Origin of the sequence: Vibrio sp. 1159, from assembly GCF_033340395.1 — a bacterium.
Classification (GTDB): domain Bacteria; phylum Pseudomonadota; class Gammaproteobacteria; order Enterobacterales; family Vibrionaceae; genus Vibrio; species Vibrio alginolyticus.
Map to the genome: position 1 here is coordinate 112,659 of NZ_JAWOWL010000006.1, position 14,612 is coordinate 127,270.

General features: G+C 42.8%; 13 protein-coding genes. 6 read left to right on the forward strand and 7 right to left on the reverse strand.

The window, feature by feature from the left end; genetic code table 11:
- Positions 1–322 precede the first annotated feature (322 nt).
- Both R7127_RS07295 and R7127_RS07300 read left to right on the forward strand, forming a co-directional pair.
- The gene (locus R7127_RS07295) at positions 323–1,687 is read left to right on the forward strand and encodes a YjiH family protein (RefSeq protein ID WP_017635848.1); all 1,365 of its coding nucleotides are present in this window, start codon (positions 323–325) and stop codon (positions 1,685–1,687) included.
- A gap of 436 nt (positions 1,688–2,123) precedes the next feature.
- Positions 2,124–3,995: a methyl-accepting chemotaxis protein gene (locus tag R7127_RS07300; RefSeq protein ID WP_017821611.1), complete on the forward strand. Its 1,872-nt coding sequence runs from the start codon at positions 2,124–2,126 to the stop codon at positions 3,993–3,995.
- Between the two features lie 144 nt (positions 3,996–4,139).
- Here the strand turns inward: R7127_RS07300 and R7127_RS07305 are convergent, their stop codons facing one another.
- The 3 genes from R7127_RS07305 to R7127_RS07315 form a co-directional block, all read right to left on the reverse strand.
- Positions 4,140–4,481, reverse strand: a complete 342-nt coding sequence (locus R7127_RS07305) for a hypothetical protein (protein WP_080276968.1) — start codon at positions 4,479–4,481, stop codon at positions 4,140–4,142.
- 232 nt (positions 4,482–4,713) lie between these two features.
- Positions 4,714–5,871 (reverse strand): amino acid permease, encoded by a 1,158-nt coding sequence (locus tag R7127_RS07310; protein WP_005375474.1) that lies wholly within the window; start codon positions 5,869–5,871, stop codon positions 4,714–4,716.
- Positions 5,872–6,594: 723 nt separating this feature from the next.
- Complete coding sequence (locus R7127_RS07315) at positions 6,595–6,906, reverse strand: hypothetical protein (protein ID WP_005375472.1); 312 nt, start codon at positions 6,904–6,906, stop codon at positions 6,595–6,597.
- Between the two features lie 141 nt (positions 6,907–7,047).
- On the opposite strand from R7127_RS07315, the gene R7127_RS07320 reads away from it, so the two are divergent.
- Positions 7,048–7,380 (forward strand): helix-turn-helix transcriptional regulator, encoded by a 333-nt coding sequence (locus R7127_RS07320; RefSeq protein ID WP_005375470.1) that lies wholly within the window; start codon positions 7,048–7,050, stop codon positions 7,378–7,380.
- 110 nt (positions 7,381–7,490) lie between these two features.
- On the opposite strand, the gene R7127_RS07325 is transcribed toward R7127_RS07320, so the two are convergent.
- The 3 genes from R7127_RS07325 to R7127_RS07335 form a co-directional block, all read right to left on the reverse strand.
- Positions 7,491–7,871, reverse strand: coding sequence for a hypothetical protein (locus R7127_RS07325; protein WP_005375467.1), 381 nt, complete (start codon positions 7,869–7,871; stop codon positions 7,491–7,493).
- 167 nt (positions 7,872–8,038) lie between these two features.
- Positions 8,039–8,425 carry a GlcG/HbpS family heme-binding protein gene (locus tag R7127_RS07330; RefSeq protein WP_005375465.1) on the reverse strand — a complete coding sequence of 129 codons (387 nt, stop codon included), beginning with the start codon at positions 8,423–8,425 and terminating at the stop codon, positions 8,039–8,041.
- A 9-nt stretch (positions 8,426–8,434) separates the two neighbouring features.
- Positions 8,435–9,403, reverse strand: a complete 969-nt coding sequence (locus R7127_RS07335) for an aldo/keto reductase (protein WP_033906813.1) — start codon at positions 9,401–9,403, stop codon at positions 8,435–8,437.
- Between the two features lie 141 nt (positions 9,404–9,544).
- Between R7127_RS07335 and R7127_RS07340 the strand changes: the two genes are divergently transcribed.
- Complete coding sequence (locus tag R7127_RS07340; RefSeq protein ID WP_017635840.1) at positions 9,545–10,420, forward strand: LysR family transcriptional regulator; 876 nt, start codon at positions 9,545–9,547, stop codon at positions 10,418–10,420.
- A gap of 9 nt (positions 10,421–10,429) precedes the next feature.
- Here R7127_RS07340 and R7127_RS07345 read toward each other — a convergent pair whose 3' ends face one another.
- The gene (locus R7127_RS07345) at positions 10,430–12,187 is read right to left on the reverse strand and encodes an SgrR family transcriptional regulator (RefSeq protein WP_033906812.1); all 1,758 of its coding nucleotides are present in this window, start codon (positions 12,185–12,187) and stop codon (positions 10,430–10,432) included.
- A gap of 564 nt (positions 12,188–12,751) precedes the next feature.
- On the opposite strand from R7127_RS07345, the gene R7127_RS07350 reads away from it, so the two are divergent.
- A complete protein-coding gene (locus R7127_RS07350; protein WP_005385152.1) occupies positions 12,752–13,291 on the forward strand; it encodes a redoxin domain-containing protein in 540 nt (179 codons plus the stop codon).
- 512 nt (positions 13,292–13,803) lie between these two features.
- Entirely contained in the window at positions 13,804–14,487 is a 684-nt protein-coding gene (locus tag R7127_RS07355) for a hypothetical protein (RefSeq protein WP_017635227.1), read from the forward strand.
- Positions 14,488–14,612 lie beyond the last annotated feature (125 nt).

Sequence of the window (14,612 nt, forward strand, 5' to 3'; positions counted from 1 at the left end):
TCTGGCAAAGAAGTTAGTTAGATCAAAATCACATTTGTTTACCATTTTATTATTCCAGTCACAATGCGCCCCATAATTCACTGCGCAATTCGCCTCTCGTGCTACAATTTTCTAACACAAGCAACATATTCGCATACACTTAGACGTTATTTGACCAATTACCCGACAAATCGGCTGAATAACTAGATGTATTTAATGAATAGTATTGCAATGGATGCAGTTTGCGGGTACCCTCCGCAAAACTGTGATTAAATACGGATGTTTAGTGAATATTTATGTCATGGAAATGGCAAGTATTGACTAGTAGTAACACGAGACAACTATGCATAACACCACTAATGCTACTGAAGCTCCTAAGGGCAACTTTTGGATGTTTTTCATCCCTTCCCTAATTGGTCTTCTACTCTTTATGGCTCCGATCTCTTACGATGGTGGCCTAACCATTCCCGTTGCCGTGATGGCAAAAGTCATCCCAGCGGTGTTAGGCGATACCTTGATTGCTATCGTCACCAGTATCATCGCTTTCATGGCCGTTGCTTCTGTTCTTTGCAAAATTTTTAAGCCAGCTGCAATTTTACGTAATGGTTTTTTAAACGGTCTCTTCAACCCATCTCCACTTTGGCTCGTTGTTCGTTTAATCGGCGGCGCTGCCGTGTTAATGACGTTCTTCCAAGTGGGTCCAAAAGCAATTTGGGAAGAGAACACTGGCGGGCTTGTTCTTACTGGTCTTCTACCTACTCTGTTTGCCGTTTTCATTTTCGCGGGTTTACTGCTTCCGCTTCTTTTGAACTTCGGTCTTCTGGAGCTATTTGGTGCGTTACTCAGTAAAATAATGCGTCCGGTATTCAACCTACCTGGCCGCAGTGCAATTGACTGTATGGCATCTTGGTTAGGCGACGGAAGTGTTGGTATCTTGCTAACCAGCAAGCAATACGAAAATAAGTTTTATACTCAGCGTGAAGCGGCTGTTGTCGGGACCACTTTCTCAGCAGTATCGATCACGTTTAGCTTAGTTGTTATCGCTCAGGTAAAACTAGAGCACTTATTTTTGCCTTTCTACGGCGCTATCTGTCTAGCTGGTATCGTAGCTGCGATTATCATTCCTCGCCTGCCTCCGCTTAGTCTGAAGAAAGATCGCTACATTGACGGCAGCAACCCAGATAAAGACGCAGATGCAGTGCCAGAAGGCCACACCACATTCTCTTGGGGTATGGATCTAGCTCTTAAGCGTGCTGGTCAAGTCACATCAGTTCAGTCTGTATTTAAAGAAGGCGTACACAACGCAGTCGACATGGTATTTGGCGTACTACCTGTAGTTATGGGTCTTGGTACCGTTGCATTGGTGATTGCAGAATACACGCCTGTATTTGCAATTCTGGGTCAACCGTTTATCCCATACCTAGAGCTACTGCAAGTCCCTGAAGCTGTTGCAGCATCACAGACAATCGTTGTTGGCTTTGCAGATATGTTTATTCCAGCAATTTTAGCGGCCTCAATCGATAACGAAATGACACGTTTTGTTATTGCGGCAATGTCAGTAACTCAGCTTATCTACATGTCGGAAGTAGGTGCCCTACTGTTAGGCAGCAAAATTCCAGTAAACATTGTAGAGCTCTTCGTAATCTTCATTTTACGTACGTTAATCACGTTACCCGTGATTGCTGGCGTTGCTCATCTTATTTTCTAAAATCGAGACGTCAATTAACAAAGGCTCCGCATCGTCGGGGCCTTTTTTATACCTAAAACTCCGTCCACATTAGGCTTTTAGTAAAAAGCTCATAATTTACAAAGACAAAACTTAAACAAAACACCTGTCAGCACCAACAAAATTTTCATCACCTCACCTGTAAAACCAGTTGATACCACTGTTTGTTAAGCAATTCTTTTCATTATGACGATTTCATTAATCGAGCTCGCAAACATGATCACACTCACAAGTTTTAACGTAAACTATCGTTTTGTTTAAATTTAGTTAAAAAAGGCGACAAATGAGTTCATGTTTTTGACAAAGATGTCGATAAAAATATAACCAAACACAATAGGTTTCTCTTTATGCCCAATTCGCTCGGTTTAAAAGAGGCGAAAGCAAAGTGGAACCAACCGGGAGAATCAGAGGAAAGCTCATGAAATTCAGACATAAGGTTGTCACAGCCTCTTCATTTTTGCTGCTAATTACCGTGTCGTTATTGTCGACACAACAAGTTATGACCATCCGCTCCCAAACTCAGGAGCAAATCGACTCAAGTGTCAACGAGATATTGACCAGTGTTGGTAACACTGTGCAATCAGAAATGAATGCAAAGAAGGATCTCGCTCGCTCCATTACTGAAGTGATTGAGCTTGATCCCAGTTCACATAGCTATGTTCAAAACATACTTGAAAGACCGACGCCAAAAAGCAGCTTCCTTGCCATCGGTTTTGGTTATGAAAGTAATGGCTTTGTGATTGAAAATGACGACGGCTGGGATGCGGGTCCAGACTACGACCCACGTCAGCGTCCTTGGTTTATTGCAGCTAAGAGCAAAGGCGATTTGGTCGTAACCGATCCGTACGTCGATGCGTCTTCGAAAAACGTTATCATCTCTGTTGGTACGCCAGTAAAAGAAAATGGCCAGTTTTTAGCCGGTATGTTTTATGACCTCGAATTAACTACCCTTTCAGATCTGGTCAACCAAGTGAATCTGTTTGATGCTGGTTACTTATTTCTGGTCACCGCTGATGGCACAACCATTGCTCACCCTCAAAGTAAATACAACGGTGAGAAAGTCGGTAGCTACCTCCCACAAATCGAACTTACGCAATCAGCACAACATGTTGAGATTGATGGCAACCGCTACATGGTTAACCTGACTCACATTCCTGGCGAGAACTGGTACGTAGGTTCGGTGATCGATGAAGCTGTTGCCTATTCTGCCGTAGGAGAGCTCCGTAACAACGCTATTATTTATTCAATCATTGCCGTGATTGCATCTATTATCGCCCTAACTCTGTTGATTCGCACTCTCATGCGTCCTTTGGACACGCTAAACAATGCGATTAAAGATGTAGCATCAGGGAAAGGCGACCTCACACAACGCCTCGAAACAGATACTGACCAAGAGTTTTCTGAGCTTGCCACAAACTTCAATACGTTCATGGAGAACTTACAACAGCAAATCATTGAGTCGAAACGTATTTCTGATCAAATTTTAAACGGAACTCAAATCACCGCTGAGGGCGCAAAAGACTCGGCAGGCGCAATTCACACGCAGCTGCAAGAGCTAGAACAACTTGCTACCGCGATGCATGAGATGTCTGTCACCGCGACAGAGGTTGCTAATAATGCGCAAGGTGCGGCAAGTGCAGCCAAAGAAGCCGACCAAGCAACGGTTGAGGGGTCTTCTATCGTTGGTGAATCGACACAAACGATAAACATGCTTTCCGATAGCATTGACCTTGCAGTCGAAGAAGTACAAGTGTTGGAATCTGCTACCGCCAATATCGAAACGATTCTAAAAGTCATCAACGATATTGCGGACCAAACAAACTTACTCGCGTTGAATGCCGCAATCGAGGCTGCACGTGCGGGAGAATCTGGCCGAGGCTTCGCCGTTGTTGCAGATGAAGTACGTACACTGGCACAACGTACTCAAGAGTCGACAACAGAGATTCGTACTATGATTGAGCAACTACAATCTGGCGCTTCATCTGTGGCAAATGCCATGCATCAAAGCAAAGGTAGTGCTATAGAGGCCGTTGAAAAAGCGGGTTTAGCAAATAGTGCGTTACAACGCATTCGTGATGCGATTCAGCGTATTTCCGATATGAACTTGCAAATTGCCTCAGCAGCGGAAGAGCAAAGCCTCGTCGCTGAAGAGATCAACAACAATACGGTGAATATTAAAGACCTATCGACTCAAGTCGCCGAATCGGCAAATCGAACCAACGACGCGATGCAGGCGCAACAAGAAGATGTACATAAACAAGATCAAATCTTAAATAGATTTACTGTCTAACACTCATTTAAGCAAAAACAGCGAGCACCGGCTCGCTGTTTTTGTTTTTAACCCTCTACCCTAGTATTGGTCGATGTTACATGTGCCATGTTGTTGCTATTAAGCTCAACATTACAAGAACACCGACTATATGTCCTTTCAAGTTTAATTGAACTCGACATGGATATAGCGATCATTAGAACGACGATAATAGCGGTCGTCCACTTTTAGATAAGTGAAATCTCCAATCTTTATGTAGGTACTATTCCGAGGAATTCGGTCATGGTAATAGTAACTGCGCCTTGGTCGTCGGGTCTCCACATAAATAACGTCACGATGTTTGTGTTTATGCTTGTGCTTGCGCTTGTGTTTATGATGGTGGTGATGCGCATGATGGTGATCGTACCGATGTCCATGCTTATGCTTCGGGTCAGCCACCGCTTCTGTACTCAACACACCTAAAGACAACATAACGCCAACCATGGCAAAAGATAATTGCTTTGACACAACAGAGCCTCTTATTCATATCAACATCGATATAATAGAAGGGTGAATCACTGTACATGTCAGCCTTTCGCTAAGGAGTTTTACTAAAAAGTCAGCACTAACCGTGATTATCAGAGAAACGTCAAACATCACAAATGCTGATGACTTTGAGTGGCCTAGGTTCGGCTATGAATACAAAAAAGCCGCCCGTTTGAATACGAGCGGCTCAGTTTTTAAATAAGCTAGCGTGATTTTATACTGCTTGGGCAAACAGCAAGAAACAGCCGAATAGGAAGATCATGCTCATTCCCATTGCGCCGCCACCAGCTTCATAAATATTGTCATCTTCTACCGGCACTCGGCGCACTTTCATGGTCATTGATAATGGGACAAAGACCGCGAGAAACACAAGAATAATCCCCGCGTAGCTGAGAATAGCTAGGAAGTGTTCTGGCGCAAATACAGCACCTAATAGTGGTAGCACAAAAGTAGTAACAAAAATCACTGGCTTACTTGCTTTCAGTAGGTCTGCATTTTGATCGTATAGCGCCATTGCAACACCTAAGAACGACGTTAGCAGTGCCAAACCAGTAAACATGGATAGGATGAACTCTAAGCCCTCGTATTGCTGACCTAGTACCGAGATCAACTCTGTTACGTTGGAGTATTGAACAAGCTCATGAGGTGGTAGGTTGCCGACAACCGCTAACAACCATAACAGGTAACAAACAAGCGGAATAGTTGAACCCACGATAATCATATTACGCAGTTGTGTTTTACTCGCTTCTTTGTTGTAAGTTACAAGCGATGGGATCACGACCATAAAACCGAAACTGGTGAAAAGCACCGAACTGGTTTTGATAAGTGCCATTTTATCGTCGCTCACAACCTCATCAAGTCCTTCAAACGAGACGCTTGGTGCAAGCGCAAAAAGTGTCAGGATCAGCGCTACGATCATGCCTAGGAACAAACCGCGATTCAGCTTATCTACTACCCCTGTACCTGCCGAAACAATGATACCAACTAAAAGAGTAAAACCGACTTGGCTTGAGATCGTAGATGTTGGAAGCCCAATTGAGGCTGTTACTTTTTGTACGAGATCACCCGCACCAATGATGTAAGCCATTAATAGACAAACTAACAGGGCGTAAAGCAAGCTGTTGGTTACCAACTGGCCTCCTTTACCAAGCGTTTCGCGAGCAATTGCATTCATGCTCACACCACCACCTACTTTGCAACTGGCTTCAAGAAGGAGCAGCGCAGCATAAGTCGTTCCAGCCCAGATGAACAACATAAGAAGAGTGCCCCAAAGGAGGCCAAATTGAGCAAGCACCATTGGTATAGCAAGCATACCAGCGCCAAGAGCAGTACCTGCAACGATCAGGGAGCTACCGACAAGTTTTAGGTTCACGGTTAATACCTCTAAATTCAATCCGTTAATTTCTCGCCAGTTGTGCTTTATCTAAAGCACACAGCAAAACGCTCCGACTTAGTCAAAATTTGGTTACAAGAGCACTATGTTACAAGAGCCCTGTATGGCTAAGAAAACATGCAACAAAAGGTGGTTAATCATTTGCACATGAACACTTGAGAGTCATTTTTGGCGATGTCATCGTTGATGAAATGTGCGCAACTTTGGGTTCGAAGCAAAATTGTTCATCTTAATTCATCAACCCCATTCGTTATGAATGGATTTGGTTCGAAAAGATTGTAAGGCATAAGCAGGACGATTGAAAAGCAAAAGGTCAATCTTATAGCGATATATTTTAACAACTCTTATCTTTTACCTAAGATGTGTTGTTTTTTTCGTCACTAATTAGTCTTTTATCGCTTAAAGAGAAGGAAGAACGTGCTCAATGGCTCAATTTGGCTGGGTGTACAGATTAATTTACAGTTTAAGTGAAGGTGTTAGATTCCAAGGACGTAGCCTAGATCGGACAATATCGCTATTATTCGCTGCGTACCGACACTGTTCGGTTCACATACCTCTAAACACTGATTTACGGTTCGAAAATATAGGTAAATGAGTGTCCGAATGCTGGGTGTGGTTCCCCAGCATTTGCATCCTTTCTTTTAGATGTCATCAATTGATCGAAATTGCGTAAATCTTGTATCGCCCGACTTTACGACTGTGTTAATACGCTTTATCTAGCGCGCCAATGATATAAGTTAACACTGGAATACCCATATCGGCGACCTGCTTCTCAGTCTCACTCATGTTTTCATGCGCCATCCGCAGCTCTACTTCACTTATCGATTCTTTGTGAAGGTAAAGCTCTTTGTAGTTCATCAATCGCTGTTGTGACTGTTGAATCAGTGTCACAACATTCTCTTTAGTCTCACGATGTTGCTGATCAATTTCACTAAATAAATGATCTAAAATGCGTTGCATTTTGCGAATAGAAGCTTTCGTTTCTATTGATTTGTATGATTGATACTTTTCCATTGAGTTAATAACTGACTAAAATATTTACGTTTTTATAAGACAGTTATTTTTATACTGATTGCAAAGCAGGTAAATATGTGGTGGTTAAACTGGTCCACTTCTTGCTCCGTTTAGGTCAAAACTGTCCTTTCAGGAGAGCACATGCAGGTAGACCCTATAATTCAAGCACTGATCGCAAGACGAAAATCGAATGGCCTCTCCCGTGAGCAAATGGCAAACATCGCTGGAATGAGCGTAAAAACATATCAAAGAATCGAGCGCGGAGAGTCCGATCTTAAACTCTCACAATATCGTGCCATATTGCGTTCGCTTCATTTGACTGACCTAGATATTGCCTTAGATGTACGTGATGTTCAGCATGTCACAGCAAATGACTTAACGGCCGTGGCGCGATTGCTCTCACCGGAAGCTCAGTCCCTGCTCGTTCGCCTGTTATCGTTAATCCTTGAACAAAAGAACAAGAAAGGTGATTAACCACATTACTCATACCCAAACGTGAATGTCCTGTTGAGCGTTGAAACATGAATCGTTTAGACAAAAATAAAACTCGTCAAATGACGAGTTTTATTCTTTATATCAGTCCGTTACTCTAGGCTTTTTAATTCCGATGTATCAACGCCTTTTATTGCATCTTTCGCCACTTTATCAGGATCAAAGACATCACGTTCTTCATACGAATTATCAATCATGCCTTGTCCTATCGCGGTCGCCTGCTTTTGTAACTTGTTACCCTCTACCTCACCAGCATCCCAGCCTTGTCGATAATCTGAGTCGGTTTGATACCTTGTTTCGTCCTTAATATAGTGTTCAAAATCATTCCCTGCCTCTTGCATACCACTATGCCGACCGTCATGAAAGCCTTGGATATAAGCTTCATCATAACCGCTCTCTTTTAACGCGCTGTCACTCGTACCACAGCCTGAGAGGAGAACAAAAAATAGCGAAACGAATACCTTATGAAACATATTTAGGCCTCAAAGCTTTCAAATAAATTAATCATAGTTCGCGATTTCAACTTCTGCTTACTTCAGGCTATTAGATAGCACTGTGACTCGACGAAGCCTGTGAACTTGAGTCCCTACAGTGAGTACAAAGCGGGACAAAGCATCACACCTACTGATAAACATTATACTCAACGCGCGTTTAATACTTCCATCGCAAGTGCTTCATCATCTTGCTCAGCCAAACCACTGATACCAATTGCACCGACGACTTTCCCCTCTTGTTCTACAGGTACACCACCCATAAAGCCTGTGATCTTCGGGTCAGTCCAATAACTCAACTGCTTACCCGTCTCACGAGCCCAAGCACCCAGATTGCCGCTAGGCTGACGGTCTCTAGCCGAGGTGTAAGCTTTGTTATGTGCCAACAAACCTGCTTGCACACTCACATCATCCATTCGGGCAAAACCGAGCAATTCTCCATGTGTATCAACCACGGCAACCGCAATGTTCTGCTTGCGAGCAGTCGCAATTTCCAATGCCGTTTGAATCAGAGTTTGAACTTGTACGTATTTCATTTTTCTCTCCTACGGGATCTCATGACCAAGGGTTTTCTCGAACAAGCCATACCAATGGCTACGTGATAGCGTGACATTCTCTACTTGAGCACAAGCGCGAATACGCTGTGGGTTTGCAGTACCAATAACAGGCTGAATTTGGTTTGGGTGACGCGTTAGGAAGGCTAAAACAATCGCCTCAGACGACACGCCATATTCAGCTGCTAGCGCCATCACCATCTCCGCCGTCTGTCTGGTGTTGTGATCATCAGAATGTAAACCACGCTCTGAGAATCTTCCTTGCGCCATACTGCCCCACGCTTGCAGTTGGATATTATGCTTACGGGCATGTTCCAGTGTTCCCGCAACGTAGTCAGATTCCGACGAAGGAAGCCCCATGCCTTGCTTAATAAAGTCAGACTTAGCCAGACTCATTTCCAACTGGTTCGCCACAACAACTTCGCCCGTTGCTTGTTGAAGAAGGTCAATTTGAGCACTGTTCATGTTAGAAACACCGAAGTGGTTAACTTTGCCAGCTTGTTTCAGGGCTTTTAGCGTTGTGCCCAGTTCTTCAAATTCAACCAAAGGATCAGGACGATGCAGCATCAAAACATCAAGATTTTCCACGCCAAGGCGTTCAAGAATGCCCTCAACAGAAGCCGTCACCCATTTGGCAGAGAAGTCATACTGCTTAACACCTTGCTCATCTCCTAGACGGATGCCGCACTTTGATTGCAGATACATTCGTTCTCGTAAGGTTGAGTCATTGGCTAAGATGCGCCCAAACACTTCTTCAGCCTTACCGAATTTGTAGATATCCGCATGATCAAAGAGATTGATGCCAACCTCTAATGCTGCCTCTACAGCGGCATAAGCTTGGTTTTCATCTTGGGCGGTTAATGGGTTGCGATTCCACTCCCCTCCAAGTCCCATACAGCCGAAGACCAAGCGGCTAACGTTAGGTAAGGTTTTGGCGAGCGGTAGTGTTGGATTGTTCATCGTTATTCTCACTTTTCCGATTTCTGCATCTTCAATTTCTTAAATTAACTCGAACCATCTTACCGTTCGTAAAAATTAGTTTAATACCGTAAAATCGAATTCATTATCCTCGTTACCGAACAATTAAAGCGAGCAATAAAGATGGCAGATTATAAGAGAATCGAAAAACTGATGCTGTTTGCTGAAGTGGCTCAAACACTCAACTTTTCTAGAGCAGCAGAGCAACTTGGTATCTCTAAAAGTTACCTGTCGGAACAAATCAAGCGATTGGAATCGGAACTCGCAACGCCTTTGATTGTTCGAACCACACGCAGCGTGAGATTGACGGCAGAAGGTGAATCGATCTTTGCACAAGCGGAAGATCTCAAACGCCGCGTAATGGAAATGGAAAAGAGTTTAAGTCAGCGATCTGAACAAATAGACGGCCTGATTCGTCTTACCGCTCCCAAGATGTTTGCTGAAGCGGTGCTGCATGATTTGTGCGTAGCGTTTCGCGCTTTACATCCAAACGTAGAGTTCGAGATCCTTTCTAGCTATCAAGCGTTTAATCTGACAGAAACCAGCGTTGATTTTGCGTTTCGAGCGACAAGAACGCCGCCAGAGAATATGATTGCGCATCACCTTTTGGACTACCACCACTGGCTGGTTGCCTCTCCTCAGTATCTGCAAGAAGAAGGTACGCCGGAGACATTAGATGATTTACAAGAGCATCAATGCTTAACCACATTGCATCAAAAAGAGTGGCCGTTAAAAACGGGAACAGTTCAAACCCAAGGTTGGCTTTCAAGCAATGAAAACCGCTTACTCAAAGAATCAGCCCTGTCTGGCAATGGCATTGCTCGGTTAGCAAGTTACTTTGTCGAACAAGACGTTGAGCACGGCCGTCTAGTGCAGGTTTTATCGGAAGAAACCGACCACCAGCACAACGCGGTGTACTTGGTGTATCCGCAGCTCATCTATCAATCGGCGAAAACCAGAGCCTTCATTGAATTCGTGAAGCAGCACTTTGCTATATAACTAAGGCAGTTAATCCGCAGACCACACCGAGCGAATATCTGGCCAACCCCAGTTAGTAAGAGCGACGTCTTCTAAAACACCTTGGAAACGCAAAGTTTGTGTATGGTGGAACATGGGTGCAATCCAATACTCGCTGATCAACGTCGATGCAATTGGCTCCAATGCATTAAGGTAGTCCTCAAGTGGAACGAAAGATCTGACTCTCTGTAGTTGTTCATCTAACCATTGTGCGTTCTTTTCTCCCAAAGTGTGGAATAGCACAGCGTTGCTGAAGAAGTTCGTGAACGCAGAGGCATGACGATTATCATCTAGGTTTATGTTCGTTACGACCATTGTCTCATTTAGCTCACCGTTCTTAGCCTTCTCGTTCAGCTCACGGTAGGAATACATAACAATTTCTACTTTACTGCCAACACTCGCCAAACGATTAGAAATAGCCCGCGCACAGCGACGCAACGCGGTATAGTTATATCCTGCTATGGTAATGTGTTTAGGTAACTTAAGCGGCTCACTAAACGGACGGAGCACTGGCTTCCAACCTGGTAGCAGGTTATAAGCGGGTATACTCCCAAATACAATATTCTCGCGGCGCATCACTTCGGCCAAGTGCTCAGGTTGAATTAGCTCACTAATATAACGGCGCTGCGCTAAAGAGAGTTTGTGCTTAGCGTGCTGATTAAATAAGGCGAATAAGCAACCATCTTCTATTCGACTACGCTTGCTCGCCGATGAGTTTTCTCGGTTTTGCGTCGACATATAGTGTCCACACAAATCCTCCTCGGGCGAAGTATCCCTTTGCAACGTATTTGCTGCCAATGACGGGTTCTCCATTTGCTCGTCATTAACAATCCAGATAGTCACCAAATCCGTTAGAACTCTACATGCATAGTAACCATTAAATGCTTGCAGTTTTAAACGACTTTCATTGTGCTCGACAACAGAGAATGGGCCACTTCCGACCACCAGCTTGTTATTCGCTACGTTAACTTGGCTTACTGGTTGAATGCCGTATTTCACTCCAGAAATAAGTCCAGCAAAGCCCAAGTCAGCTCGATTAAGCTTAAAAACAACTTTCAATGGCGTTGGCGCAGTAATGTTAGCAACATGTGCCAACTCTTTTTCGTAGTACTGTAGTGAACTCAACTTTGCAAACAAGCTAACCACTGTTTCTGCATCAATGGAATTACCATTATGAAAAGTCAGACCTGGACGAAGGTAGAAAGTCCATTCGTAGGTGTCTTCGTCATAACGCCAGTGATGTGCGAGTTCTGGTTGCACTTTCCCATTGTTATCACTCGAAACTAAGCAACAATAGATTTGCCTTAATAAGAAACGTTCGCTGCTACGCTGAAGTTGATGTGGAACGACGCGCTCAAACATTCGCTTATAGGTTAATTGAATATTGAGCTGTCCTTCTTGCACAGAAGCACCAGACGTTGTTTTTAACAAACGGCCAAATGCCAGTTCGTCTTCATCTAATATCGCCAGCGCTTTTTCATACTTGCCTAACTTGATACGTTCAAGAGCCAAGCTCTCTTTTAAAACGTCTAACTCCATATTCAGAATGAGAGTCGATCGTTGGTTCCGCCCAGCTTTCGGATGCCAGCTCAACCACGCCTTCTGCTGCATTTGCGTTAGCAGGCTACGAGCATGCCGAGAAGAAGTGAACATGATGTCGGCAATGTCCTGTAACGTGGTTTTTGTTTCATCACCAACGCTAAACGAGAGTAATCGTTGGTAATAGCGAAACAAATTGAGATCAGACACTGAATCAACCTTAGATCTGTGAAGTTTGTGGATAGGAATAGTTTACTTAAGTTGGCGGTAATAAAATAAGAAAACTTCCTAATTATCTGTTCCCCTTTTCCACAATTAACCTCCAAATTCGGCTTTAAAGCCCCATATATTTACGTTATTAGGAAAAAAGCCAACAAAAGCACTCTCTTTTTTATATCCCCTTTTATACACATAATTTACTCGTCAGCTAAAGGAGGAAAAAATGAAGAAGCCAATGATGGCGTACTTTTTTCAGCAACGCCTAGCTCAATCGAGTAATAAAATAGAAGTGATGACTCTGGTTTATCTTAACGATATGTTCCAGTGGTCATAGCCTAACCTCAAGCAGAACTTAGCTCCTGATACTACACCCCCACTTCGTTGTATCTTAAGTTCTGCTTTTTCATCTTTTGCACTCTACTACCTTATTGCAGGTTACTAAAAGTTAACTAGTTGAAACACCGCAAAACAGAGTCTACATTGAAGTCTCATCCCCCAATCGCTTTGTTGAGAAAGGGGCATTCATGGATATACACCACCAATTCGGGAGTCAATATGGCAACTTCAGTGAAACTTAAAGCGGGCGACAGCTTCCCTCATCTTCAAGCCACTTTGCTAGATGGTTCAAGCGTAACGTTGGGTCAGCCGCAAGGTGATGCGACTTGGCAAGCAGTATTCGTTTATCGTGGTAAACACTGCCCTCTTTGTACTAAGTACCTCAACGAGCTTGAGAGTTACAAACAGGCTTTCGCTGATGCTGGCGTCGATATTCTTGCCGTTTCTGGCGATTCAAAAGCACAGCTAGAGGGGCATCTAGAGAAACTCGAAATCAGCTTCCCTATCGCTTACGGCCTGACCGAAGAACAAATGAAAACGCTAGGCTTGTATGTATCTATTCCTCGATCTGAACAGGAAACCGATCATAATTTCGCAGAACCAGGTCTGTTTGTGGTGAATGAACACGGCGACTTACACGTGGTGGATATTTCAAACAACCCGTTTGTTCGCCCTGAGCTTGGCGCGCTATCACGCGGATTGGCATGGATTCGCGATCCAAACAATAACTACCCTATCCGTGGCACATTGGATTACTAATATCTTCTACACCCAAGTAAACTTTCTATCCTTAAATAAGCTAGGATTCTTGCCTTAGTGAGAATAACTTGGAATGCATATCAGATCCGTGAGATCTGATATGTATAAACAAGTTGGAAATAAAGTCCTTGTTCATTATACAACGTCTTGATGAAAAACAAGATCAGTGAAGCCCAGACTCCCCTCAAACAACGTTAAGTATTTACTTCTAAGTCACTTTCACGATAAACACATGAAATTAAGACTAAAAACTTAGACTTAACGGATATATAAATCATAACGGTACCTACACAAGTAGTTGGCTAGCGATTATTATCCTATTGCAACTCACAATTGTGCAAATCTAATAATTCATACCATAAATGAAAACATAGATACCGTAAGAGACAAAATAAAAGCAAACGATTAAATTACCAATAAAACACCGTTCAATTAAAATAAAAAACATTTCACTTTATAAAAATGTAATTAATCGTTATTTGCAATCACACATCTTAATTGAGAAATACAGTATGAATAAAATCTCTTTGTTTTATATGGCCGTTTGTATCGGATTAGTTGGATGCGGTTCAGGAGGAAGCGACAACGATCCAGCAAAAGATATACATCCCACCATTTCAAATCCGGAACAAGTCAACGCAATGACGGTGGACAAAGGTCATTTCTATTGTTCTGTAAACCAACAAAAACTGGAACACGGAGGGACATCTGCAACTATGTCCTACCTGATTGAAAAGAAAAGAAATTCTACGGTTGTCGACGATTATGAATGTACCGAATACGGTTTAAAGAAAGGTGAGTCAATTATCGTCACTAAAAGTGCAATTGAAAACTTTTCATACTCAAAACATTATAAAAGCACGAAGAAGAATGACATTAATAGGTTTAAAATCATCTACCCTACAGGGCTTACGACTCCGATTAATAAAGATTATGAAAAAATTACGATCACGTATAATACGGAGAGACCTGACGTTAACATTAAGATAATTCAATATTTTGACGAAAAGTCTAAATTATATACCATCAAAAAATATAAAAGCCACGTTAACGACAACTCACCAATAGGTTTAGTTGAGAAAGAGGAATTCGATAAATATTCCGATTTTGAAAAGAAACTGGAATTAAATAGTGCTTTTTTAAATTCAACTGAAGTGAGTGATTTATTCTACAACTTATTAAGCATGATAAAATAATAACTAAAAATCAAAAACTTAAAAAGTACGATTATGCTCAAGTAGCTTCGATATGCCTGACTAGAAAGAGTACGTTGTTTTACGAAACAAATTACGATTTGAATAAAGCACATCTAAGTTACTTG